The sequence below is a fragment of the Shewanella sp. AC91-MNA-CIBAN-0169 genome, from assembly GCF_040310165.1.
Lineage (GTDB): Bacteria > Pseudomonadota > Gammaproteobacteria > Enterobacterales > Shewanellaceae > Shewanella.
Window position 1 is genome coordinate 64,595 of the sequence record NZ_JBEOPM010000006.1, and the last position, 23,562, is coordinate 88,156.

Genomic DNA, 23,562 nt, shown 5'->3' on the forward strand with positions numbered 1-23,562 from the left:
TGAGTGGCAAAGTAACGCCGCTATAACTGATTTTAACCAGTTAGATTACATCATGCCGCCCATTCCGCCCATACCACCCATTCCGCCCATATCAGGTGCAGAATCTTGTGGTACTTCAGCAATCATCGCTTCTGTTGTGATCATTAGACCAGCAATAGACGCGGCGAACTGTAGCGCGCTACGAGTTACTTTAGTTGGGTCTAGGATACCCATCTCTAACATGTCACCGTAAGTGTCGTTACCGGCGTTGTAACCGAAGTTACCGGTGCCGTTTTTAACAGTGTTAGCGACAACTGAGGCTTCTTGACCTGCGTTAGTGGCGATTTGACGTAAAGGCGCTTCCATAGCACGCAGTGCGATTACTACACCGTGCTTTTGGTCTTCGTTCAATACTTCAACATCTTTAATTTTGCTTGCTACGCGAACAAGGGCAACACCACCACCGGCGACCACACCTTCTTCAACCGCTGCGCGAGTTGCATGCAATGCATCTTCTACGCGCGCTTTTTTCTCTTTCATTTCAACTTCTGTTGCTGCGCCAACTTTGATTACTGCAACACCGCCAGCTAACTTAGCCATACGCTCTTGTAGCTTTTCTTTGTCGTAGTCTGAAGTTGAATCTTCAACTTGTTGTTTGATTTGCGAAACACGTGCAGAAATTTGCACTTGGTCGCCACTACCATCGATGATTGTAGTGTTATCTTTAGTGATGATTACGCGCTTAGCTGTACCTAAATCTTCTAGAGTGGCTTTTTCAAGTTCTAGACCGATTTCTTCAGCGATAACAGTACCGCCAGTTAGGATAGCAACGTCTTGAAGCATTGCTTTACGACGGTCACCAAAGCCAGGTGCTTTAACAGCAGCTACTTTAACGATGCCACGCATGTTGTTCACAACGAGTGTTGCTAATGCTTCGCCTTCAACGTCTTCTGCAACGATAAGCAATGGCTTACCTGTTTTAGCTAGACCTTCAAGGATTGGCAACAATTCACGGATATTAGAAACTTTTTTGTCTACTAATAAAATGAATGGGCTGTCTAATTCAATGCTGCCAGTTTCTGGCTTGTTGATGAAGTATGGTGATAAGTAACCACGGTCAAACTGCATACCTTCAACAACGTCTAATTCGTTTTCAAGCGCTTGGCCTTCTTCAACGGTGATAACGCCTTCTTTACCGACTTTTTCCATTGCGGTTGCAATGATGTCGCCGATTGACTCGTCAGAGTTAGCAGAAATTGTACCTACTTGAGCAATGGCTTTAGTGTCTGAACATTCTTGAGAAAGTAGTTTAAGTTCAGCAACGGCTGCGATAACTGCTTTGTCGATACCGCGCTTAAGGTCCATTGGGTTCATACCCGCTGCAACTGCTTTTAGGCCTTCAACAACAATAGCTTGTGCTAATACTGTTGCAGTAGTGGTACCGTCACCGGCAGCATCATTGGCTTTAGAAGCAACTTCTTTAACCATTTGTGCGCCCATGTTTTCGAACTTGTCTGTTAGTTCGATTTCTTTAGCAACTGACACACCATCTTTGGTGATCATTGGCGAACCAAAGCTTTTATCTAAAACAACGTTACGACCTTTAGGGCCTAAGGTTACTTTAACTGCGTTGGCTAGGATGTTAACGCCTGCAAGCATTTTTACGCGTGCGTCGTTACCAAATAAGACTTCTTTTGCTGCCATTTTTTGATGTTCCTTTAAATTTAATGATTAATTGGAAAGTCGATTGATGCGTGAGGCTTAGCCTACGACTGCCATCAGGTCAGCTTCTGACAGGATTAACACTTCTTCACCGTCAATTTTTTCTTTCTTCACGCCGTAACCTTCATTGAAGATCACTACGTCGCCCACTTTAACGTCAAGTGGTGTAACTGTGCCATTTTCTGAGATACGACCGTTGCCTACTGCAAGGATTTTACCGCGAGTTGATTTTTCTGCTGCGCTGCCTGTAAGCACGATACCGCCTGCAGATTTAGATTCAACTTCTAAGCGTTTAACGATAACGCGGTCATGTAATGGACGAATATTCATCTATGAACTCTCCTAATGATTTGATGCCCAAAAAGCGAGGCTATTGACTAACAAATAAGGGTTTCCCCCTTGATGCATGTGATATGGGGGTGACTGGTCACAGATCCAAGGGGAATTTTAAAAATAATTGCACTTTTTTTACGTCTGTTTTATTAAAGCAATGCTAATCCTGATAGAATTCGGCTCCTTTGAAACATCAAACGTTTGAGAATAGATGAAAGACAGACACGGGTTGCTCAGCGCACCTATTGGTCGTGTACTGCTTAACATGACTTTGCCTAACCTGATTGGGATTATGACCATTCTAGGTGGCAGTCTAGTGGACATTTTTTTTATTAGCCAGTTGGGTACAGATGCACTGGCAGCAGTGAGCTTTACGTTTCCGGTAACCTTAGTGATTACCAGTATCGGCATTGGCATTGGCGCGGGTGTGTCAACCAATCTTGGTCGTTTGATTGGATCTGGGCATGCGCCCGAATCCAGAGTGTTTTTATTTGATGCCTTGTGCATGACACTGGTGATTATTTGGGGCTTGTCGATACTCGGCTGTGTGTTTATTGAACCTATTTTTAGTTTGCTTGGTGCTAACGGTGCCAGTTTGCCATTAATTAATGACTACATGTGGTACTGGTATTTAGGCGCGCCTGCCTTAGTGCTATTAATGGTGGGTAATCAAGCATTACGTGCCACAGGTGACACTCACTCACCGGCTAAAATTATGATGCTGGCCGCCATTATAAACCTGGTTCTCGACCCGTTACTTATCTTCGGCATTGGCCCTTTTCCGCGTTTAGAAATTCAAGGCGCTGCTATTGCGACCACACTCTCTTGGGTAGTGGCAATGTCATTTGCTGGCCACTTGATTATTGTCAAACGTAAACTGGTTCAGTTTGCTGAGTTTGATGTGGGTCGATTAATTTTACATTGGAAAGTCTTATCCCATATCGCCCGCCCAGCGGCGTTAATGAATGTAATAAATCCTATTGCCAACGGCATTATAATGGCCATGTTGGCACGGATTGATCATGCGGGTGTGGCTGCCTTTGGTGCCGGAATTAGGCTTGAGTCGGTACTGTTGATTGTGGTGATGGCGCTGTCGTCGAGTCTAATGCCGTTTATTGCCCAAAACTTAGGTGCCAGCCAACCTGAACGCGCCAAAAAAGCCTTATTGATGTCGTTGCGATTTGCTTTTGTATTTCAAACAATCTTGTTTATTCCGCTGTATTTTTATGCCGAACCTATCGCAAGACTGTTTACTCACGACCCACTGGTTATAGAGTGGCTGAGTTTTTATATTATGGTATTGCCTGCCTCTTATGGGCCACTTGCCATTGTTATTATGGTTGCCACTAGCTTAAACGCTTACCATAGGCCGTTGAGTTCACTGGTGATTAACTTGTGCCGCTTAATGTTATTAATGTTACCGCTGGCGGCGCTAGGCTCGTATGTTGGTGGGGTGAAAGGTATTTTATTGGCGTTACCCATTGCGAATACATTGATGGGGATAGCTTGCTATTACTTGGCTACTCAAATTAGTGAGCCAAAAGAGATTAAGCACACGGTGCCTTGTTCAGATAATTCAATAGCCACTGACGGCGAGCAAGACGACACTAATAAACCAACCTCTCGCCTGGGCGAATATTAAACTGTGTTAATAATGGCAGCCACACTTGCTTTTTAATCTGTGTCAGTGGATTAATAACACTATATTACTTGCAATAAATCTTGGTTTAACATGAAAAAATCCATTTACGCCGCCATGCTCTCTGGCATTGTTTGCCCTGGCAGTGGCCAGATTTGGTTGGGTAAAAAGCTACTCGGCTGGGGATTTATCAGTGTCAGTATGGTGTGTATTTTGGTGATAATGGATCAAATTATTAGCCGTGCACAAGTGATTGCGGAGCAAATTTTAGCAGGCAATATCGGCAACGATTTAACTTCTATTTATGCTGCGGTATCCAACGTTGCCATCGACAGTAGCTCAACCATGCCGATACTCACTTGGATATTTTTAGCCAACTGGGGATTAAGTATCATCAGTGCATTTTGGTTTGGTGCTCAGCAAGATAAGCAACTCCAGCGGCAAGCCGATTCCGAGACAGGCGCAAAAACAAAAACAGCCAAGTAATGCATCTGCACTAGTCGGCTGTTTACGTTATATTTGATCAAGTGCTAAGCGCGGCGCTTAACAAAACACGCTCTACACATCACGGCAAATCACAGATCAAACTTGGTCTTGTTAAATAAGCTGGTATTACCATAATGTGTATTAAGATGGTGTGTCATAAGTGGTGCGTATTAAGACGGCTTGTCGTCATCTTTGGGCTTAATAGGCTCTACATCTATAATATCGTCACGATTGTCGTCATGGCGCTTATCTTTAATGTCATCATCACGATCATTGTTAATGTCATCATCAAGATCAACTACTTCAATTTGATGGCTACGTGGACGATCATTTTTATGTTCAAAATCACCGTCGAAAGTGTTGCCCTGTTGATCAAATGGCTTTTGCCCTGCAAATGGACCGGACTGTCCAAAAGGACTTTGTCCGCCACCAAAGCCAGGGGGAATACCACCATTAGCCACAACACGAAGTTGCATACGTTTGTATAAAAACGCCGCGATAGGAGCGCGGGTAAATGGGGTTAATAAAATTAAGCCAATAAAGTCGGTGACAAAACCAGGAATAAGCAATAACACCCCAGCGGCAGCCAACATCATACCTTCAACAATTTCTTGCCCCGGAGCTTCACCTCGGGCTAATTTTTGTTGCACACTCATTAAAGTACTAAGGCCTTGGCTGCGTACCAATGACACTCCAACAACCGCGGTAAATAACACTAACGCGACCGTGGTCCATGAACCAATTGAGCTGGCAACTTCAATGAGTACATTGAGTTCAATAACCGGTATTAAAACAAATATTAACAATAAAATAAAAAACATATTGGCCTCTAAGGATCGCTTTTTGATAGAGTGACGACTTATAAGATAACAGAGTGGCGACCTGTAAAAAAACTGTTGCCGATGAAACTTAAATGGGGGTGAACGGGTCTCTTTTCAAGACGCGTCACGAATATCACCTCAGTTTAATGAAAATGCGTTTAAAAAAGCGTACTGTGATGACCTTGTGCATGATAACAGCATTAGCTTAAGTAAACTTTAAGACAACTTATGTATAAACCTGAACTGCTATTGATATTAACCACTTGCCCAGATGCTGACATTGCAGCCAGTATTGCGACTGCATTAGTAGAGGCAAAGTTAGCGGCATGTGTACAAATAGGCCAAGCCGTTGAGTCAATTTATTATTGGGACAATAACATTTGTCAGTCACACGAAGTGCCAATACAGATAAAATGCATGGCAATTGATTACCATGCAATTGAACAGCTCGTGATCACAATGCATCCTTATGAAGTACCAGAATTCATTGCCACTCCAATTACCGGTGGTTTTGGCCCTTATTTACAATGGATAAAAGACAACTCACCATCATGAAAAAACTCGTCGCCATATGCCTGACATCATTGTTAATGATGTCATCAATGATACTCGCGCCAGCAGCACACAGCGCTAATGTGTTGAGTAATAAATTTAGCTTTTTAAGCAGCGAACCTGAGTTAATGAAGGTTAACGATGCTTTTGTGTTTGATTACCAACAACAAGGTAATCAGCTCAAAATCAATTTTGTGATTGCAGAGGGCTATTATTTATATCGCGATAAGCTACAGTTTTCGGTCGACGGTGCGGTGATTGGTGATATTGAATTACCTCATGGTAAAAACCATCATGACGAATACTTTGGCGACCAAGAGGTGTTTTACTCGTTTGTTGAAATCCCTATCGCGTTTAAAGAAGCCCAAGCCGATGCGGTATTTCATGTCACCTTTATGGGTTGTGCAGAAGGTACCTTGTGTTATCCGCCAACCAAGCACGATGTAACGTTAGCAGCGATTGAAGCAAATGACGGCACGTTAAGCAGTAAAAAAGTGATTGGCGCACCTGATGATGCGCAAGCATCAACAACGGCAACCGATGCACCAGCGGCACCGATTACTCAGCAAGACACGTTAAACCAAATGCTCCAAAACGATAGCCTATTATGGACTTTAGTTATTTTCTTTGGTTTAGGTATTGGCTTAGCATTAACACCGTGTGTGTTTCCGATGTACCCTATTTTGTCGGGCATTATTGTTGGTCAAGGCAAGAAGCTCTCTACCGCTAAAGCCTTCACCCTATCAATGGCCTACGTGCAAGGCATGGCCATTACCTATTCATTATTAGGATTAGTGGTTGCCTCTGCCGGACTTAAGTTTCAAGCGGCATTACAACACCCTGCTATTTTGATTTTCTTGGCGGTGATGTTTGTGCTGCTGAGCTTATCGATGTTTGGCATGTACGATTTAAAGCTGCCATCGAAGTGGCAAGAAAAAATGAACTCGATGTCGAACAACCAAAAAGGTGGCAACCTTATTGGTGTGTTTATGATGGGGGTGATTTCAGGTTTAGTCGCTTCGCCTTGTACCACGGCGCCGTTATCTGGCGTGCTGATTTACGTGGCGCAGTCTGGTGATTTACTGCAAGGCTTTTTAGCGCTGTATGTACTCAGCATGGGTATGGGTTTACCGTTATTAGTGATTGGGACTTCGGGTGGCAAAATTTTACCGCGCGCAGGAGCGTGGATGGACATTATTAAAACCATCTTTGGCTTCTTACTGATTTCAGTTTCTATTGTAATGATTGGTCGTATTTGGCCTGGTTTAGTGTCCGATTTACTTTGGTCAGTATGGGCAATAAGCTTAATCGCTTACTTAATGCATCAAAACAGGTTGTCAGAATTTAACTGGAAACAAAGCACTCGTGGGGTGTTGTTATTACTGGCTTTAATGGCAAGTTTCTCATATGGTTTCCAAGCATTAATGAGCAGCTTTGGTCATCAATCCTCAAATATGACCCAAACCAGTATTGATGGCAAAACCAACACCGAAGCCAATCACTTTATCCGTATTAAGTCGCTGGAAGACTTAGAAGTTGAATTGGATAAAGCCAGTATTAGCGGTAAAACGGTGATGTTAGATTTATACGCCGACTGGTGTGTGGCGTGTAAAGAATTTGAAGCCATTACCTTTAAAAATGCCGACGTGGAAACGCGTATGAACCAAATGGTGTTATTGCAAGCTGACGTGACTGCCAGCGATGACATTGATATCACCCTTTTAGAACATTATGGCGTGTTAGGTTTACCGACATTGTTAATGTTTAATAGCGACGGTGAGCAGCGTGAAGACTTGCGGGTTACCGGCTTTATGGGACCAAAAGACTTTGCTGCTCATTTAGATATACTGTTAGCAAAGTAAGTTAACAGACCGACTTAACAGACTAAGCACATTAACTTACTGGGCTGAGTGAATGTGCAAAGTGAGAGCATTAATCAAATCAACTTAATGAATGATCGCATGTTGTGCTGTGTACCGTAAAAGCAGTTGGTAGAATCATTTAGTAATACACTATATAAAACAGCATCTTTAGCCACTAAAGATGCTGTTTTTTGCTTTTAGGCTATTAAAGTCATCGAAAGTTAACTTTTTTCTTATACAATAAGATTTTGTATCCCTCATTCAAGGCGCTTTATGGAACCCGCTATCCTGATTATCACCCTACTTTGCGGAATGCTGGTCAGCCGAGTTGGTTTACCGCCACTGATTGGTTATCTTGCTGCTGGTTTTGTATTGTTCACCTTAGGCATTGAAGACACTAGCTTACCTATTTTGCAGCAACTTGCTGACTTAGGTGTCACCTTATTATTGTTTTCTATTGGTCTCAAACTTGACCTTAAAAGCCTGTTTAAAGCCGAAGTGTGGGCGGGTTCAAGCTTACATTTAATTGGTTCGATTCTATTTTTTGTGCCAGTACTGAAGTTATTGGGCTTTTTAGGTATTGAACAGCTCGACGGATACAGCTTCAATCAACTGATGCTAATTTCCTTTGCATTAAGTTTTTCCAGTACCGTATTTGCGGTAAAAGTGCTTGAAGATAGCGGTGATATGCAGTCGCTTTATGGCCGAGTCGCGATTGGTATCTTGATTATGCAAGACATCTTCGCGGTGATATTTTTAACCATTTCTAAAGGTAACATCCCGTCGGTTTGGGCATTTGCATTGTTATTACTACCGCTTGCAAGACCGCTTATTTATAAAATATTTGATCGGGTCGGCCACGGCGAAATGTTGGTATTGTTTGGCCTTGTTATGGCATTAGTGGTGGGGGCATGGTTATTTGAAGCCGTCGGTTTAAAACCCGATTTAGGCGCATTGATTGTGGGTATTTTACTCGCTGGGCATGCTAAATCATCTGAATTAGCCAAATCTATTTATTTCTTTAAAGAGTTATTCTTAGTCGCATTTTTCTTAACTATTGGGTTAAATGGATTGCCGACCTTAGCCGATATTGGTTTAGCGGCGATTTTAGTTGCGCTAATTCCAGTGAAAATTTTGATGTTTGTCTATCTGCTAACTCGCTTTAAGCTGCGGTCGCGAACCTCGCTGCTCGCCTCGTTTAACTTAGGTAACTACAGTGAGTTTGGTTTAATCGTAGCAGCAGTCGCGGCACACAAAGGTTGGTTACCACCAGAATGGCTGATCATTATTGCTGTGGCATTAAGTATTAGTTTTTTATTTGCAGCGCCGTTTAATAATAACGTCAGTAATATTTATCAGCGTTTCCAATCTAAATTAACCAAACTCGAACGCCACCCATTACACCCTGAAGACAGACAAATCCGCATTGGTAATCCACGCTTTTTGATCTTGGGGATGGGCCGTATTGGTTCTGGGGCATATGATGAATTACGCGCCAAATACACCGGCGAAATTTTAGGGATTGAACACAAACAAGAATTGGTTGATTTTCATCGAAATGAAGGCCGTAATGTTGTGCAAGGTGACGCTAGCGATACTGACTTTTGGGTCAAGCTTGAACGGGCGCCACACTTAGAGTTAGTACTATTGGCAATGCCACATCACGCGGGTAATTTGTTTGCAGTGCAACAACTGCAAAAGCTTAATTACGAGGGGAAAATCAGCGCGATTGTGCAATACGCTGAAGATGCCGAGTCATTAAAAGAATCTGGTGTTAATACTGTGTATAACTTGTATGAAGCTGCAGGTGCCGGTTTTGTAGACCATGTGATTAAAGAGCTACTCGATTCACCGCCAGAACTGGTTCCAAGTTCAGTTGCTGCTAGTAGTGATAAGCCAGATCAATCGGCAATAAATGAAACGACATCTGAGTTGCCATCATAAAACTAATCAACAATTGCAAACGCCTAGATAACTCTCTAGGCGTTTTTGTTTACTACCGCATATTTTCAATTTTGCTTCAGATAAAAAAATCTCAGTTACAGACACGGTTAAGTCATGCTATAACTCAAGTAACAAGTCTTTCCATGTCACCCTTTGTTGGATTTTTTGAAGTATGTCAAACCCTGCTCAACGCGCGACTAAATTATTTGTTCGTACATTTGGCACCAAGCCAGATGATTTATACCAGGCGCCCGGGCGAGTTAACATTATGGGCGAGCATACTGACTATAACGAAGGCCTCGCATTACCCGCCGCAATTAATTTTCATACTGTTATTGCTGTTAAGCATCGCGATGATAATTTATTTCGCGCTGTAACAACGGCGTTTCCTGGGGAAATTAAGCAATGGCACTTTGGTGAAGAAGGCCCCGTTGCTGCAGGCGATGATTGGAGCCACTATCTAAAAGGCGTTACCGCCGCCATGAACCAATCGGGGTTACGAGCCAAAGGCTTAGACTTAGCCATTGTGGGTGACGTGCCGCTGGGAGCAGGTTTATCATCGTCGGCAGCGCTTGAAATCGCTTTTGGTACTGCTATCAGTTATGCCAGCCAGCTAAACTTATCACCTATCGCTATTGCCCAATTGGCTCAGCGTGGCGAAAGCCAATTTATGCTGTTAGATTGCGGCATGATGGACCAAATCATTAGCGCGATGGCAGAGCCTGATCACGCCTTATTGATTGATTGCTTAGAATTAGAAAGCGAATCAGTGCTATTACCTGAAGAACTCAGCTTAATCGTAATCGACTTAAAACAAGACCGTCATGGTTTTACCCAACAATTTGAACAACGCAAGCAAGAGTGTAATCAGATAACCAAGTTACTTGGTCTCGATTCTCTGCGTGATTTATCATTAAGCTTACTCACAGCAGATAAAGACTTACTCAGCGATGTCCAATTTCGCCGAGCGCGCCATATCATCACCGAAAATCAACGTACGAGTAATGCCGCCAGAGCTTTGCAACAAAATAATATTGCTCGTTTTAGTCAGTTAATGGCACAGTCTCAAGCATCTATGCGCGATGATTTTGACATTATCACTGCCGACATTGACACCTTAGTGAGCATGATTGCCACTTTAATCGGTGAGAAAGGCGGCGTGCGTATGAGCGATGGCTGCGTATTGGCGCTGGTTAATCATGACCTCACCGATGAGGTGATTAACCTGGTTGAAAACCAATATTTTAAGCAAACTGGCATCGAAGCAACAATATACTTATGTTCAGCAAGTGGCGGTGCAGGACGCATCGGTTAACAATTTACAGATTAGAGAGGCATAAATGGTACGTTTTAGTGTGCTGGAACCTTGGCAAGATCCCCGTGGTGGTGAGATTGAACGGGTTAGAATTGATAATGGCATCATCGCACTTGAAGTATTAAGTTTAGGCGGCATCATTCGATCATTATGGACTCCAGATCGTAACGGTGAACGCAAAAATATCGTCTTAGGCTGCGACAATGTCGAAGATTATCTGGCTCAACAAGCCTATTTAGGCGCGATAGCAGGACGTTATAGCAATCGAATTGCCAATGGTAAAACCCAATATGATGGCCATCAATATCAACTTAGCGTAAATCAAGCGAGCAATTGTTTGCACGGTGGTGTTGAGGGCTTTAATCGAAAATTGTGGCAACTCGGTACCTTAAGTGATGGCGTTCGCTTAACCTTAACAAGCCCTGACGGCGACATGGGATTTCCGGGTAATTGTACTGTGCAACTCGATTACCGTTTAGTGGGTAATAACTTGTACATTGAAATGCTGGCCAGCACAGATAAAGCCTGTCCCATTAGTTTAACCCAACACAGCTACTTTAATTTAGACGGTAATCGCAGCGACACTAATAAGCAACATACGCTGCAAGTGGATGCTAAAAAGTACCTCACAATGAATGATGTTGGCGTACCTACCGCAATGCAACCTACCGCAGGTAGCGATTTAGACATGGCAAAAGCCACGCCGATGTCGGTACAAACCGAGCGCCCAGCATTAGCTGCAACCAAGGGTTTTGACCATTGCTATGTGTTAGATAATCCCGGTGCAGATTTACAACGATTTGGTTGTTTAGCCAGCCCGAATAGCGGCCGTAATATGACGGTTTATACTAACCAGCCTGGGGTGCAGGTTTACGGCGCAAACTTTTTGCAGGGCACTGTAGGCAAAAAGCAGCGAGTATTAAGCGATCATCAAGCTGTGTGTATTGAACCGCAAATGCTACCCGACTCGCCGAATCAACCTGACTTGCCCGGCGATGTGTGGGTAACACCTGGCAAGGTTTATCACCACATCACTCGATATCAGTTTGATGCAGAATAATCAGCCAGTAAAATCCAGTTTTAATGCCGAAGATATTGGTCAAATTGCTGTTGGGGCTTTTGCCCTGTCGGTGCCGATTGCATTTTCTGAAGAAGCATGGAGATTGTCGGCCAGTTTGCCTGCATTAAATTTGGTATTGGTGGTGGTATTGTCGCTGGCATTTATTACTCTGTTTGCTTATCAGAGTGTGTTTCAGGCAAATATTGTTAAGCGCAGACGAGCATTTTTGTTGCGGGTAATTGCAGCGTATATATTAACGTTATTGGTGGTCAGCATTGTGCTATTGGCATTAGATAAATTGCCATTAATCACCGACCCAATTTTAGCGTTAAAACGGATTATTTTAATCGCGATGCCCGCGTCCATGGGTGCGATTATTGTCGACAGTTTCGACAAGGAATAAACTACATAAGGAATAATAAATTATTCCTTATGTAGTCAGTTATCTATAGCAGATATAAGCAGGATAATAACATAGACCACGCAATACACTGAGCCAGAGACTCAATGTTATCTGCAGGTTTAATCGTCTACGCTATCACCCATGTCATCAAAGCTATCATTGTCATCATCTGAATCATCAAATTCTGGAATGTCATCATCGGCGTTAATCGGTTCATCTGGCTCTGGAGCCGGTTTAGCCTTACGCGGTGGCGCTGTATCGGGTACTTTTGATAAATCAATTCGTAACTGATGCTTTGCCATAAACTCACTACGTGCCACTTTCCAAGCATCGCCAAACTCAGCCATAGCGGCTTTTGTTTGTTGCTCGTCTAAGTCGTGTAAGTTAACTTTAACGATGTCTTCTACGTACTCCACAATCGTATTACGGATAGTGTTGTACATGAAAATGCGCCCTGGTGACGCTTCTGGCAATTGATTATCATGAACGACGATAGTGTTACCTTTCGATGTTCTTAATTCACCAAACCAAAGTTGTTTTTTTGCAGTGTTATACATATATGCTAACGCCCTTAATCAACACATATTCTAAAAATGATGCAGGATTATTGAAGATAACATCTTCATACTGCGCCACGATTATCTGTTCTGTATTTGTGTGGGTATTTAAACAGAATATTTCTGAGAATCAATGCCTAAAACGATGAAATTTTCGAGTAATCGCATAAAAATGTTGGTTGTCGTCAATTTTTAACACTTTATCGTCATTTTTCTCACAAAATAAACGCCTCACAAAAGTGATTAACCCGTTTCAGGCCAATCACTTTGTGATCACGACTTTAGCTTAAAAACATCAAGCTTCAAGTTTTTTATCAAAATATATCGCTGATTAAAACCACAATATTAATATGTGTATTGATAAGGGTATTCATTTACTTAACGAGGATCAGCTTGTAGATCTAACACTATCTTGCCTTTGTGTGTGCCCGACTCCATTAGTTCATGTGCCTGCACCACTTGCGAGAATGGGAACACACTATCAATTGGAATGCTCATTTTGCCGCTATTTAATAACGGCCATACGAACTCTGCCAAACCTTGAGCAATAAGGGCTTTATTCGCCACGCTTTGTGGTCGTAACGTTGACCCTGTCCAAATCACTCGTTTAGCCATAATACGGAAAATATCCACGTTTGCCTGTGGACCACGTTGCATGGCAACCGACACCATACGTCCGTCGGTTGCAATCGCTTTGAGGTTTTCGTTAATAAAGTCGCCACCTGCAATATCCATAATGACATTAACGCCTAATCCATTTGTTGCTTCTAAAATCGGCTCAACAAAGTGCTGCTCGTTATAGTTAATCGCTACACTAGCACCTTGATCAAGACAGTATTGGCATTTCTCTGCACTGCCAGAGGTCGCAAATACCGTTGCGCCTAAACGACTCGCCATTTGAATTGCGGTCGTACCGATACCGCCAGAACCGCCATGAATAAGCACCGTTTCACCCGCGTTAAGTCCACCACGAATAAACAAGTTACCCCACACGGTAAAAAAAGTTTCTGGCAACGCGGCAGCTTGTACAAAACTGTAACCGGTAGGAATGGGTAAACAATGTGCTGCGTAAGTATTCACTAACTCGGCATAGCCGCCACCAGGCACTAAGGCACACACTTTATCACCCACTTTCCATTGGGTAACATCGTCTGCCACGGCAACTATTTCACCAGCCACTTCTAGCCCGATAATCGGGCTGGCATCTGCTGGCGGTGGATAAGCGCCAACGCGCTGTTTAATGTCAGGCCCATTAACTCCAGCGGCATGCACCTTAATCGTCACCTGGCCTTCTGTCGGCATCGCAAGTGTCGATTTAGTCATGATCATCGCACTGGGTTCGCCAGGCTGCTCAACCACTACATGGGTAAATGTTCTGTTTAAAATTGCCATAAAAATATCACCTTGGTTAATTGTTATTAAAATGTAACTATAATGAATAGCCTGTTACTGGCACCGGTTACCTGTTTACAAAATCGGCATGTTTGTTAGCAAAACATAAAGTAGTATTTTTTTTAATCAAAAAAGATTGCCTATACTCTTTAAACCATTAATATACCCGCCCGTTCAACACATGGAGCAAAATACTTGTTAAAGTACCTGTTCGTTTTACTGTCTATTTTCAGTATTCACGCCCATGCTACACCTATCCGTATCGCATCTGATATTTGGTGTCCTTATATCTGCAACAACCAAACAGGCTACGTTGTAGAACTCACAAGTCGCGCTTTTGAAATCCAAGGCCAACCGATTGAATTTCAGATTCTTCCTTATAAACGCGCACTGATTGAACTGCAAAGAAACAACATTGATGCTGTACTGGCATTGACGCCGAACGCCATTGCCGAAAACCAATTGATTAATGCTGATGTGATTGTCGGCTATAACAGCAATGACTTTTATACTCTTGTTGATAGTAATGAAACATTTGAGCAGATTACCGACCTTAATAGCACTCAACAAGCTGCTGTCGTCACTGGCTATGACTATGGTGTTGAGCTCGATGCTTGGTTTGCTGCACATTCTAATACCTACTTTGCCTCGGGTAGAGACCCATTAGCGATGAATATTATTCGGCTGGTAAAAGGACGTCATTCGGTCATCATCGACAACAAAAATGTCATTGAGTACACCGCGAGTCAATTAAACTTAACCAAGCAACTTCGCTACGCTGGCACTATAGGCAAACCGGTGCCTTTATATGTTGGCTTTAATCCACACAATAAAGCTTATGCTGTAACCTTTGCTAACGGCATCGACATGCTAAAAGCCAATGGCGAATATCAGCAGATTATGAGTAAATACAAAATATTACCTGAACTGACCTCTGACGAGGCCCGTCATAAAAACCTGCAAAAATTCCTGCCTATTTTCAATTAATCTCGCTTGCTGTTGTTATGCCATACGGAATTGGCATCAGCAAGGTGCAAAACTTCGTAACACTCTAATCACTGCATAACAGGGTCAATTTAGTTACACTCCGCCTACAAAAAATATAACAAATCATCATTTTGGGATTATTGGCATCAGCTTGCTGACGTCAAAGGAGTATTTATGCGCGTGTATCGTCAGCTGCTGTTACTGGCATTAACCAGTTCAGTTATTATTACCAGTTCGGCTTCTGAAATTGTCCAAAGCAAAGGTCATTTTGTAGACAAGTTTCGTCAACTTGAAGAGAGCCTCCCAACACCAAACGATTACCGCAATGCTGCTGGCGAACCAGGTAAAGACTACTGGCAACAACAAGTTGATTATAAAATCGATGTCACTCTGGATGAAAAAAAGCGTCGCATTCAAGGCGAGCAAGTGATTACTTATCACAACAACTCACCGTATACGCTTAAATATCTATGGTTACAGCTAGAACAAAATCGTTTTAAATCAGATTCGATATCTGAACGCAGCGCCGCATTTAATGGCGTGGATGGTAGTGTTAGTGCTAACAACACTTACGGTGATAATGCCTTTGCCAAAATCAGTTTAGGTGATCTTCGTCGCCAACAATTTTTAGCTGACAATAACTTGGGTTATCAAATAGCGGCTGTTACTGACACTAATAATAAGCCTTTAAAATACACTATTGTCGGCGCCCAAATGCGCGTCGATTTACCCACCCCGTTAAGCCATAATAAATCGACGCAGTTACACATTAATTATGGCTATAACATTTTAGAAGAAGACGCCGTTGGCGCGCGTTCGGGTTACGAGCACTTCCCTGACGACAAGCGTAAAGGCGGTAATGACATCTTCTTATTGGCGCAGTGGTTTCCGCGAGTTGCCAGCTATTCCGACTACGAAGCGTGGCACAATAAAGAGTTTTTAGGCAGCGGCGAGTTTACCCTCGAGTTTGGTAATTACGATGTCAGTATGACCGTACCCAGCGACCACATCGTCACAGCCACTGGCGTATTACAAAACAGCAAAAAGGTGTTATCACCTGAACAAATCAAACGTTTAGATAAAGCTAAAACAGCCAAAAAGCCTGTATTTATTGTCTCAGAAGACGAAGCAATTACTAACGAGTCAAGCACTGCTAAAGGCAATAAAACCTGGCATTTTAAAGCTGAAAACGTACGCGACTTTGCTTGGGCATCTTCACGTAAATTTATTTGGGATGCTCAAGGTTACCAACAAAAAGGCAGCCAGAACCCACAAGTGATGGCAATGTCGTTTTATCCTAAAGAAGGTGGAGAACTTTGGCAGCGTTATTCAACTGCATCGGTTATTCACACCCTTGAAGTCTATTCGCGCTTTACCTTCGATTATCCCTACCCTGCGGCCATTAGTGTAAACGGCCCTGTTGGCGGCATGGAATACCCGATGATCAGCTTTAATGGTCCACGCACCATTTGGCACGACGATGAAAGCCGTACTTATACCTTGTCGGAAAAACAATTCTTAATCGGCGTAGTAATCCACGAAGTCGGCCATAACTATTTCCCAATGATTGTGAACTCAGACGAGCGTCAATGGACGTGGATGGACGAAGGGTTAAACAGCTTTTTAGACGGCATAGCCACCCGCGAATGGGACCCTAATTTACCGTGGGGGCGTGAGCCAAGTGACGTTATTGAGTACATGAAGTCTAACGTGCAAGTGCCGGTGATGACGCAGTCAGACAGCGTGTTACAGCTTGGTCCAAACGCCTATATTAAACCTGCTGTGGCACTCAACATTTTACGTGAAGTGGTATTAGGCCGTGAGCTATTCGATTTTGCCTTTCAAGAGTACAGCCGTCGCTGGATGAACAAGCGCCCTACTCCAAGCGACTTTTTCCGTACCATGGAAGAAGCCTCTGGCGTCGACTTAGATTGGTTTTTCCGTGGCTGGTTTTACACCACTGATCATGTTGATATCTCGCTAGATCGCATTTATAAACTGCGCTTAGACAGCAATAATCCTGATATTGATTTTGATCGTCGTCGCCAAGATTATAAAGACAAACCCATGCCTTATTCGGTTGAGCGTAACCAACAAAGTGGCCTAAAAACCTGGGTAGAACTTAATTCAGATAACGTTGATTATCATGACCAATATGATCAATTTAGCGTGACCAATAAAGAGCGCAACAAGTACAACAAAAAACACGCCGAGCTAGACCCGTGGGAGCAACAAACACTCGCACGCGCACTCAAAGAAGATAAAAACTATTATGTGTTTAACTTTGCCAATTTAGGTGGCTTAGTGATGCCAATTTTACTCGAACTCACGTTTGAAAATGGTGATACCGAGTCATTGGTGCTGCCTGCAGAAATTTGGCGCCGTTCACCGTTTGAAGTCAGTAAGCTCATTGTTACCGACAAAGACAAAATCTTAGTGTCTGCCGTGGTTGATCGTCGCGGCGAAACAGCCGATGTCGATATTGAAAACAACTATTACCCAAGACAAATTATTCCCTCACGCATTGAAGCCTTTAAAGAAGAAGAACGTAAGGGCAATAAGTATCGCGACATTATGCATGACAATAAAGAAGCCCTGAAAGAGCCTGAAATAAAAGTGAAGAAGAAATAATGCGTCTATCATTTTATGCAGGATTCATGGCTATCGCGTTAAGTTTGCTGGCGGGCAATGTCACGGCCCACCAGCAAAAAGAAGCTTACACCAGTATTGTATTTAATCAGCGTAGCGGCATGCTAGAAGTCCAGCATCGGTTTTATTTACACGATGCTGAACACGCAGCCCAACAAGTGATCGATAAAAGTACCGATCTGATCGGCGATCCCGTTGGCCGTGAAGCGTTTGCTTATTATGCTATTTCGACGTTTTCGATGCAGGATCAGCAGCAACATCCGTTAACGCTGACCTATGTTGGCACCGAGTTACAGGGCAAGTATTTGTGGGTTTATCAGGAAACGCCGATCACCACTAATATGGACGGTTTTTATCTTAAGATGACCGCACTGCAAGAGTTGTGGTCAGAGCAAACTAACCACATTAATGTTGAGCGGAATAAACGTGTGACTTCAGCAAGGCTGCACATTGCAGACTCTTGGCATTATATTGAAGTGGCTAAACCAGCCCAATAACTGACAAAACGTTATCGCAGCTAGTTTATCGAAAACACCATACTGGTTTGTCAGCCTTTATGGTGTTTTAAACTCCAGCCACCACATCGTCTAGCGCACCAGCCAAGGTTGAATACGTCACGCACTGCACGCCGTCAGGCTTAAAGCCTGCTTTGGCCAAGGTTTTAAGTGGCTGAAATTGAAAATCGGCCAACAATACCCGAGTATTATCATGCTTACATTTAGCAATAAACTTATACAGCGCCGAGACACCACCAGAATCTAAAAGCGATACCCCATCAAAATACAACACCACCCCATCTTGGTCGCCACTCAAATGCGCCAACTCGCCAAAGACACTGTCGGCGGCAGCAAAAAATAATGGTCCATTGATTTTAAACACTTTCCAACGCGGCGGTAATTCAACATGAATGTGTTTCTTCTGCTCGCTAATGTCTTGCACCTTGGTCATATCAGCCACTTGCTTCATGAATAATAACGACGCCAAAATGATCCCTGCACTGATCGCAATCACCATATCGAAGAATATAGTCAGTAACAAACACACCATCAACACTAACACTTCGCTGGCAGGGGATTTTTTAACCAGATGGACAATCTTGGGCGCTTCGCTCATGTTCCATGCCACCATGATAAGCAGCGCCGACATGCCCGCCATGGGGATATAAGCTAAAACAGTACTGAGCGATAATAAAGACACTAATACCACCACCGCATGGATCATGGCCGCGATTGGGCTTACCGCGCCCGACTTATAGTTAGCCGCCGAACGAGCAATAGCAGCAGTCGCAGTAATACCGCCAAAAAATGGCGCGATAATATTACCGATACCTTGGCCAAGTAATTCGCTATTGGCGCTGTGTTTTTTACCGGACATGCCGTCTAACACCACTGCACACAGTAACGATTCAATGGCGCCTAACATGGCAATCGCAAAGGCGGCAGACAATAGGTCACTGGCTAATTGCCAAGTGAGTACCAATGGCACTTCACCGGATTGCGCGCGAAGCCAAGGCCATTCAAAGTCAGGCAACATAGAGGGAATGCCCGCCCCGATTGAGCCGTCGGCTAAGGTAAAGCTGAACGTAGAACCAATTGTCGCCACATGAAAACCGAGTTGATTTAGTACCAGCGCCACAATGCTCGCAACAACCACGGCAGGAAGATGTGCGGGTACCGCCAACTTGAGTTTAGGCCACAGAATAAACACTACTAAGGTGCTTAATCCCACCAGCAATGTTGGCCCAGAAAACCCTGGTATTTCTTGAACCAAGGTAGCCACCTTACCGACAAAACTTTCTGGCATTTCGCTAATGCTTAAGCCAAAAAAGTCCTTCACTTGTAATACTGCGATAACAACAGCAATACCACCGGTAAAACCCAACGTGACCGACTCGGGAATATATTGAATAAAACGGCCTAAGCGAAACAACGCCATGATAATCAACATTAGCCCGGATAACAGGCTGGCAAGCAATAACCCTGACAAACCATATTGATGCACTATGGGATAAAGGATCACCACAAACGCGGCGGTAGGGCCAGACACGCTGTAACGCGAGCCACCGGTGAGCGGAATAACAAACCCAGCAATAATGGCAGTATATAACCCGTATTGCGGCGCGACCCCAATGGCAATTGCAAGTGCCATTGCCAGTGGAATGGCAATAATTCCAACAGTTAAGCCGGCTAATAAATCTTTAGCGAATGCATTGGCATTGTAGGGAGCGTCTTTTAAAGACTCTCGGAGTGCATGCCCGATACGAAGAGAAAATAAATGTGTGCGGTATTTCATTGCGGCGATCCCATAACCTAGTACGGCGTCAAGATACCCCTCATTATAGGCCGATTACCTTACAGTACAATCGAATTAAGTTAACACCTTATGATAATATAATTATCATCACATTATAATGCACGGTTTATCTAAATCCGTTAATCAAACTACAGATTGCATCGGCGCATCTTGAGTATTTGATGCAGCCAATAACGGCTCAATCAAACGCTGACTCGTATCCGCCTCAGCTTGACTGGCTCGGTCGGCGTAATTGACATTATCGACAGCGCTACAGCCCAACAGGCTTATGACCATCAGTGCCAGCATCGCCTTTCGTAAGGTCGGTTTTACCATCATCAACTGCATCTCCAAACGTGTGTATTACACCATATTGGAACAAGCATACTGATGGACGGGTTTAGGAGAGGTTAAGGTGGGAATAAATAGTGAAATTGAATACAGAGATAAAATGTTAGCATTAAACATCAATATGGTTCAATAAAACCATAAGCTAATCATGATAAATAGCAGCTATATGCCCTCTACAGAACATATAGCCATCGAGATAAGCATGTTAATAATGGATACCATTATTATTACTAAGCAGTTATCGAACTTGGCTAAAGGGCGCGTTAACGATTATCAGCAATAAACTTAACCACAACCTCGGCTAGCACCTCACCTTGCTCTTCTTGTAAGTAATGACCAGCATTGATAATCGTTGTATGTTTTTGCCCTTTTGCACCCGGTATTATTTGTTGCATCATTTTATCTCCGCCAGCGGTGATAGGATCTGAGTCGCTAAACGCTGTCAAAAAAGGTTTTTCCCATTGAGATAATACTTTCCATGCTGCACGGTTTTTCAGTGTTGCTGGATCATCAGGCGTAATAGGCACTAACAAGGGAAATTCACGAGCACCAGCTTTGTATGTTTCATCAGGGAATGGCGCGTCATATGCAGCAATAACGTCATCTGATAAATTTGAAACAGATGCACCATTTATCATCTGTCCTGTAGGGAAATGTACTACTTCTTGCGAGTAATTAAACCATTGCATAAATGCATCATTAGTTTCTTCATCACCTGTGGGTAACATGGTGTTTGCTGCAACAATACCGGTATAGCGCGGAATATCTTCAGCTGCCATACGCAGCCCGATTAAGCCGCCCCAGTCTTGGCATACCAAAGTAATGTTGGTTAATTCAAGTTGTAAAACGAATGATTTTATCCAATCTACATGACGTTGATAGGTATAATCAGAACGTTGACTTGGTTTATCTGAACGGCCAAATCCAATAAGATCTGGGACAATAACTCGATGACCTGCTGCAACAAGGATCGGGATCATTTTACGATATAAAAAACTCCATGAAGGTTCTCCATGTAGTAATAATATTGGCGCAGCATCTTTGTCTCCTTCATCAAGATAATGAATCCGTAACTGGCCTCCTTCACTATCGTCCACTAATAGGTAATTAGGTGTAAACTGATAGCCTGGTAAATTAACAAAGTAACTATCATCAGTTCGTAAAAATTCCATAATTTTCTATTTCCTATTTTTTATAAAATAAATCAACTCTATGAGTCAGCTTCTAATTGCATGCACTACAACGCTAATAATTAAGTAACGAAGAGTGATTGAGATTTCTAACACTAATTGAACTTAAATGACTTTCGTGTTTTATTAACTACACGAAACTTCTATCGTAGAAAAGTTTTTTATGACTAAGTAAAAAGATCAACTTCAACCCATATTACATTGTGATTTACGATGTTCTTTACGAACTATTTCAAGCCGAGACATTGCTGTAATAATATGAGCACTCTTTTGAAGATCACTTATATCAACACTGTCTGGTTGTTGATTTATCTTATTGGCGAAATAAACTGAAATAGATAGAATTAACTGTTCAGCTTGGGTCAAACTGTGATGTTCAACTTCTTTAATAAAAAGCAAATGAAAACATTGAAAAAAACAATCGAAAATTGAATTTTGATCTATTTTATATTTTTCATCATGTAGTTTTATCGGTGACTCAATCATGGCTGCAATAATATTACATATAGTAGCTTTATTTGTCGCACCCACGAATAAATCGTTGATAACTTGCTCTTGACTTAAATAGATATGTAATTGGTGAGCAAACTCTGCTTTATGCCATTGTTCTGAAACAGACCTAATCACATTCATATTAAACACCTTATTTAACGAAATAAACGCATTGGCATAGGCACCACATTCATGGTGGAAGCAAGTACTGATTCAAAATCTTGGGAAAGCAGAGCAATAGCCTTATAAAAATCAGTTTGTGCATATTCAATTGCTAACTCATGGCAGCGCCCAGACCATGGCAGCATATGTTGCTGTAATAATATGATTAATGCTTCTTTTGCCAATTTGTTATTGGGTTCATCTAATAATTGCTGTAACAGCTGATCGATTACTGAATAGAATAGAGAAATATGATCTATTGGTTGGTTGTACTTTAAGTCAAAGCTAATACCAAACTTTTTATAAAAACTCATCAATTGAATGGTGGATTGATCATTAAGAATTTGTTGCTCACCTAAATATACCGAGCCCCATGGCATTGCATTAGGTTCTCCGGGTCCAAAATATAATTGGCCATAATCCAGTTTCACTTCGTTAATTTGGTCTGGTTGCCATTGCGATATAAATTGACTTAATAAAACCTTACCTTTTTGGTTCGCTTCAGATCCTATCAATACTGGCCAGTTTTGATCAAGCTGGTTATCATTGAAATACTGGATAGAATCTACAGTCGGATAATCTAAAAACACATTATGTAATAAGCGAGCAATAGCATGAAGTTCAAGATATATATTCGTTGTTGTGTCGGTCATTATGCCTTCCTTTATATAGTATGATGCCCATGGGGGCATCATACTTAATGATTAGTATTAAACTTCAGAGTAGTTCAACACTTCACCTTGGCGGCCACCGTTCTTGTTTGCTTTTATGATCAAGTTTGGTGAGGTAATACTTTGTGGTGGTAGTGGTGCTATATGTCCGTCGCCATTACCATACTTAGCACGTAAGTTTTCCATCGTATCAAAATCCAATGCACGTAATGGGCATGAACCAACACAAATGGGCTGCTTTCCTTGTGCTAATCTATCGTAACAACCATCACACTTAGTCATTACTTTCCGTTGGGGATCTAATTGTGGAGCGTCATATGGGCAAGCCTCAGCGCAACTATTACAACCAATACATAAGTCTGTATGAACAAGGACTAACCCATCCTCACGACGCTTATGCATGGCACCAGTAGGACATGCTTTTACACATACAGGCTCGTTACAATGATTACAGCTAATAGAGGTGTAATAAGAGAAAACATTTTGCTCGAAACTACCGTCAGCATTAGTAGACCAATCACCACCACCATATTCATATACTCGGCGCCAGTTAATACCTTCTAATGCCGGTACACCTTGTTCAATTGGATTAGTTTTGCGAATAATATCACCTTGTCTATCTTTACAAGATATGTGACACGCTTTACAACCTGTGCACTTGGTGGTATCTAAATAAAAACCATATTGAGTTTGTTCTGTCATT

22 protein-coding genes are annotated in these 23,562 nt (G+C 42.6%); 11 read left to right on the plus strand and 11 right to left on the minus strand.

All coding sequences use genetic code 11. The features are described 5' to 3' along the window. Positions 1 to 45: 45 nt before the first annotated feature. Positions 46 to 1,683: a chaperonin GroEL gene (gene groL, locus AAEY98_RS07505; protein ID WP_351008473.1), complete on the minus strand. Its 1,638-nt coding sequence runs from the start codon at positions 1,681 to 1,683 to the stop codon at positions 46 to 48. A gap of 57 nt (positions 1,684 to 1,740) precedes the next feature. Next, positions 1,741 to 2,031: a co-chaperone GroES gene (locus AAEY98_RS07510; RefSeq protein WP_011639076.1), complete on the minus strand. Its 291-nt coding sequence runs from the start codon at positions 2,029 to 2,031 to the stop codon at positions 1,741 to 1,743. A 214-nt stretch (positions 2,032 to 2,245) separates the two neighbouring features. On the opposite strand from AAEY98_RS07510, the gene AAEY98_RS07515 reads away from it, so the two are divergent. Next, positions 2,246 to 3,676: an MATE family efflux transporter gene (locus AAEY98_RS07515; protein WP_162024014.1), complete on the plus strand. Its 1,431-nt coding sequence runs from the start codon at positions 2,246 to 2,248 to the stop codon at positions 3,674 to 3,676. A 90-nt stretch (positions 3,677 to 3,766) separates the two neighbouring features. Next, positions 3,767 to 4,159: a hypothetical protein gene (locus AAEY98_RS07520; RefSeq protein WP_162024015.1), complete on the plus strand. Its 393-nt coding sequence runs from the start codon at positions 3,767 to 3,769 to the stop codon at positions 4,157 to 4,159. Between the two features lie 170 nt (positions 4,160 to 4,329). Here AAEY98_RS07520 and AAEY98_RS07525 read toward each other — a convergent pair whose 3' ends face one another. Continuing rightward, a complete protein-coding gene (locus AAEY98_RS07525) occupies positions 4,330 to 4,980 on the minus strand; it encodes an FxsA family protein (RefSeq protein ID WP_162024016.1) in 651 nt (216 codons plus the stop codon). A 228-nt stretch (positions 4,981 to 5,208) separates the two neighbouring features. On the opposite strand from AAEY98_RS07525, the gene cutA reads away from it, so the two are divergent. The 6 genes from cutA to AAEY98_RS07555 all read left to right on the plus strand — a co-directional run bounded on the left by cutA (position 5,209) and on the right by AAEY98_RS07555 (position 12,116). Beyond that, entirely contained in the window at positions 5,209 to 5,535 is a 327-nt protein-coding gene (gene cutA, locus AAEY98_RS07530; protein ID WP_162024017.1) for a divalent-cation tolerance protein CutA, read from the plus strand. Next, positions 5,532 to 7,394 carry a protein-disulfide reductase DsbD gene (locus AAEY98_RS07535; protein WP_162024416.1) on the plus strand — a complete coding sequence of 621 codons (1,863 nt, stop codon included), beginning with the start codon at positions 5,532 to 5,534 and terminating at the stop codon, positions 7,392 to 7,394. The genes cutA and AAEY98_RS07535 overlap by 4 nt, the downstream gene beginning before the upstream one ends. A 273-nt stretch (positions 7,395 to 7,667) precedes the next feature. Continuing rightward, positions 7,668 to 9,338, plus strand: coding sequence for a cation:proton antiporter domain-containing protein (locus tag AAEY98_RS07540; RefSeq protein WP_350977569.1), 1,671 nt, complete (start codon positions 7,668 to 7,670; stop codon positions 9,336 to 9,338). 172 nt (positions 9,339 to 9,510) lie between these two features. Then, complete coding sequence (galK, locus tag AAEY98_RS07545) at positions 9,511 to 10,653, plus strand: galactokinase (RefSeq protein ID WP_101085007.1); 1,143 nt, start codon at positions 9,511 to 9,513, stop codon at positions 10,651 to 10,653. Between the two features lie 25 nt (positions 10,654 to 10,678). Next, positions 10,679 to 11,713 (plus strand): aldose epimerase family protein, encoded by a 1,035-nt coding sequence (locus tag AAEY98_RS07550; protein ID WP_182743798.1) that lies wholly within the window; start codon positions 10,679 to 10,681, stop codon positions 11,711 to 11,713. After that, complete coding sequence (locus tag AAEY98_RS07555; RefSeq protein WP_335692222.1) at positions 11,703 to 12,116, plus strand: DUF2391 family protein; 414 nt, start codon at positions 11,703 to 11,705, stop codon at positions 12,114 to 12,116. Before AAEY98_RS07550 ends, AAEY98_RS07555 begins: the two co-directional genes overlap by 11 nt. A 119-nt stretch (positions 12,117 to 12,235) precedes the next feature. Here AAEY98_RS07555 and AAEY98_RS07560 read toward each other — a convergent pair whose 3' ends face one another. Together AAEY98_RS07560 and AAEY98_RS07565 are read right to left on the minus strand one after the other, a co-directional pair. Beyond that, entirely contained in the window at positions 12,236 to 12,673 is a 438-nt protein-coding gene (locus AAEY98_RS07560; protein ID WP_101085004.1) for a hypothetical protein, read from the minus strand. A 378-nt stretch (positions 12,674 to 13,051) separates the two neighbouring features. Continuing rightward, complete coding sequence (locus AAEY98_RS07565) at positions 13,052 to 14,065, minus strand: NAD(P)H-quinone oxidoreductase (RefSeq protein WP_351016102.1); 1,014 nt, start codon at positions 14,063 to 14,065, stop codon at positions 13,052 to 13,054. A gap of 195 nt (positions 14,066 to 14,260) precedes the next feature. Between AAEY98_RS07565 and AAEY98_RS07570 the strand changes: the two genes are divergently transcribed. From AAEY98_RS07570 to AAEY98_RS07580, 3 genes are all read left to right on the plus strand, one after another. Continuing rightward, the gene (locus AAEY98_RS07570; protein ID WP_350998668.1) at positions 14,261 to 15,052 is read left to right on the plus strand and encodes a substrate-binding periplasmic protein; all 792 of its coding nucleotides are present in this window, start codon (positions 14,261 to 14,263) and stop codon (positions 15,050 to 15,052) included. A 174-nt stretch (positions 15,053 to 15,226) separates the two neighbouring features. Then, on the plus strand, positions 15,227 to 17,683 hold the full coding sequence (locus AAEY98_RS07575) for a M1 family metallopeptidase (RefSeq protein WP_351016104.1): 2,457 nt from the start codon (positions 15,227 to 15,229) through the stop codon (positions 17,681 to 17,683). Continuing rightward, entirely contained in the window at positions 17,683 to 18,198 is a 516-nt protein-coding gene (locus AAEY98_RS07580) for a DUF6702 family protein (RefSeq protein ID WP_182743794.1), read from the plus strand. Before AAEY98_RS07575 ends, AAEY98_RS07580 begins: the two co-directional genes overlap by 1 nt. 67 nt (positions 18,199 to 18,265) lie before the next feature. On the opposite strand, the gene dauA is transcribed toward AAEY98_RS07580, so the two are convergent. From dauA to AAEY98_RS07610, 6 genes are all read right to left on the minus strand, one after another. Next, complete coding sequence (gene dauA, locus AAEY98_RS07585) at positions 18,266 to 19,993, minus strand: C4-dicarboxylic acid transporter DauA (protein ID WP_351016109.1); 1,728 nt, start codon at positions 19,991 to 19,993, stop codon at positions 18,266 to 18,268. Between the two features lie 144 nt (positions 19,994 to 20,137). Then, positions 20,138 to 20,332: a hypothetical protein gene (locus AAEY98_RS07590; protein ID WP_101084999.1), complete on the minus strand. Its 195-nt coding sequence runs from the start codon at positions 20,330 to 20,332 to the stop codon at positions 20,138 to 20,140. A 275-nt stretch (positions 20,333 to 20,607) separates the two neighbouring features. Continuing rightward, positions 20,608 to 21,516 carry a haloalkane dehalogenase gene (locus tag AAEY98_RS07595; protein ID WP_350998658.1) on the minus strand — a complete coding sequence of 303 codons (909 nt, stop codon included), beginning with the start codon at positions 21,514 to 21,516 and terminating at the stop codon, positions 20,608 to 20,610. A gap of 204 nt (positions 21,517 to 21,720) precedes the next feature. Further along, positions 21,721 to 22,167, minus strand: a complete 447-nt coding sequence (locus tag AAEY98_RS07600; RefSeq protein WP_351016112.1) for a hypothetical protein — start codon at positions 22,165 to 22,167, stop codon at positions 21,721 to 21,723. A gap of 14 nt (positions 22,168 to 22,181) precedes the next feature. Continuing rightward, positions 22,182 to 22,841, minus strand: a complete 660-nt coding sequence (locus AAEY98_RS07605; protein WP_011639097.1) for a TorD/DmsD family molecular chaperone — start codon at positions 22,839 to 22,841, stop codon at positions 22,182 to 22,184. A 57-nt stretch (positions 22,842 to 22,898) separates the two neighbouring features. Next, positions 22,899 to 23,561, minus strand: coding sequence for a DMSO/selenate family reductase complex B subunit (locus AAEY98_RS07610; RefSeq protein WP_011639098.1), 663 nt, complete (start codon positions 23,559 to 23,561; stop codon positions 22,899 to 22,901). Position 23,562 lies beyond the last annotated feature (1 nt).

Coding starts and splice junctions, on each gene's coding strand:
- AAEY98_RS07595 (WP_350998658.1), bottom strand. CDS start 21,516: ATGGAATTTTTACGAACTGATGATAGTTACTTTGTTAATTTACCAGGC.
- AAEY98_RS07580 (WP_182743794.1), top strand. CDS start 17,683: ATGCGTCTATCATTTTATGCAGGATTCATGGCTATCGCGTTAAGTTTG.
- AAEY98_RS07550 (WP_182743798.1), top strand. CDS start 10,679: ATGGTACGTTTTAGTGTGCTGGAACCTTGGCAAGATCCCCGTGGTGGT.
- dauA (WP_351016109.1), bottom strand. CDS start 19,993: ATGAAATACCGCACACATTTATTTTCTCTTCGTATCGGGCATGCACTC.
- AAEY98_RS07590 (WP_101084999.1), bottom strand. CDS start 20,332: ATGATGGTAAAACCGACCTTACGAAAGGCGATGCTGGCACTGATGGTC.
- AAEY98_RS07560 (WP_101085004.1), bottom strand. CDS start 12,673: ATGTATAACACTGCAAAAAAACAACTTTGGTTTGGTGAATTAAGAACA.
- AAEY98_RS07605 (WP_011639097.1), bottom strand. CDS start 22,841: ATGACCGACACAACAACGAATATATATCTTGAACTTCATGCTATTGCT.
- AAEY98_RS07535 (WP_162024416.1), top strand. CDS start 5,532: ATGAAAAAACTCGTCGCCATATGCCTGACATCATTGTTAATGATGTCA.
- AAEY98_RS07540 (WP_350977569.1), top strand. CDS start 7,668: ATGGAACCCGCTATCCTGATTATCACCCTACTTTGCGGAATGCTGGTC.
- AAEY98_RS07515 (WP_162024014.1), top strand. CDS start 2,246: ATGAAAGACAGACACGGGTTGCTCAGCGCACCTATTGGTCGTGTACTG.
- AAEY98_RS07575 (WP_351016104.1), top strand. CDS start 15,227: ATGCGCGTGTATCGTCAGCTGCTGTTACTGGCATTAACCAGTTCAGTT.
- AAEY98_RS07600 (WP_351016112.1), bottom strand. CDS start 22,167: ATGAATGTGATTAGGTCTGTTTCAGAACAATGGCATAAAGCAGAGTTT.
- AAEY98_RS07555 (WP_335692222.1), top strand. CDS start 11,703: ATGCAGAATAATCAGCCAGTAAAATCCAGTTTTAATGCCGAAGATATT.
- AAEY98_RS07565 (WP_351016102.1), bottom strand. CDS start 14,065: ATGGCAATTTTAAACAGAACATTTACCCATGTAGTGGTTGAGCAGCCT.
- galK (WP_101085007.1), top strand. CDS start 9,511: ATGTCAAACCCTGCTCAACGCGCGACTAAATTATTTGTTCGTACATTT.
- AAEY98_RS07610 (WP_011639098.1), bottom strand. CDS start 23,561: ATGACAGAACAAACTCAATATGGTTTTTATTTAGATACCACCAAGTGC.
- groL (WP_351008473.1), bottom strand. CDS start 1,683: ATGGCAGCAAAAGAAGTCTTATTTGGTAACGACGCACGCGTAAAAATG.
- AAEY98_RS07525 (WP_162024016.1), bottom strand. CDS start 4,980: ATGTTTTTTATTTTATTGTTAATATTTGTTTTAATACCGGTTATTGAA.
- cutA (WP_162024017.1), top strand. CDS start 5,209: ATGTATAAACCTGAACTGCTATTGATATTAACCACTTGCCCAGATGCT.
- AAEY98_RS07510 (WP_011639076.1), bottom strand. CDS start 2,031: ATGAATATTCGTCCATTACATGACCGCGTTATCGTTAAACGCTTAGAA.
- AAEY98_RS07520 (WP_162024015.1), top strand. CDS start 3,767: ATGAAAAAATCCATTTACGCCGCCATGCTCTCTGGCATTGTTTGCCCT.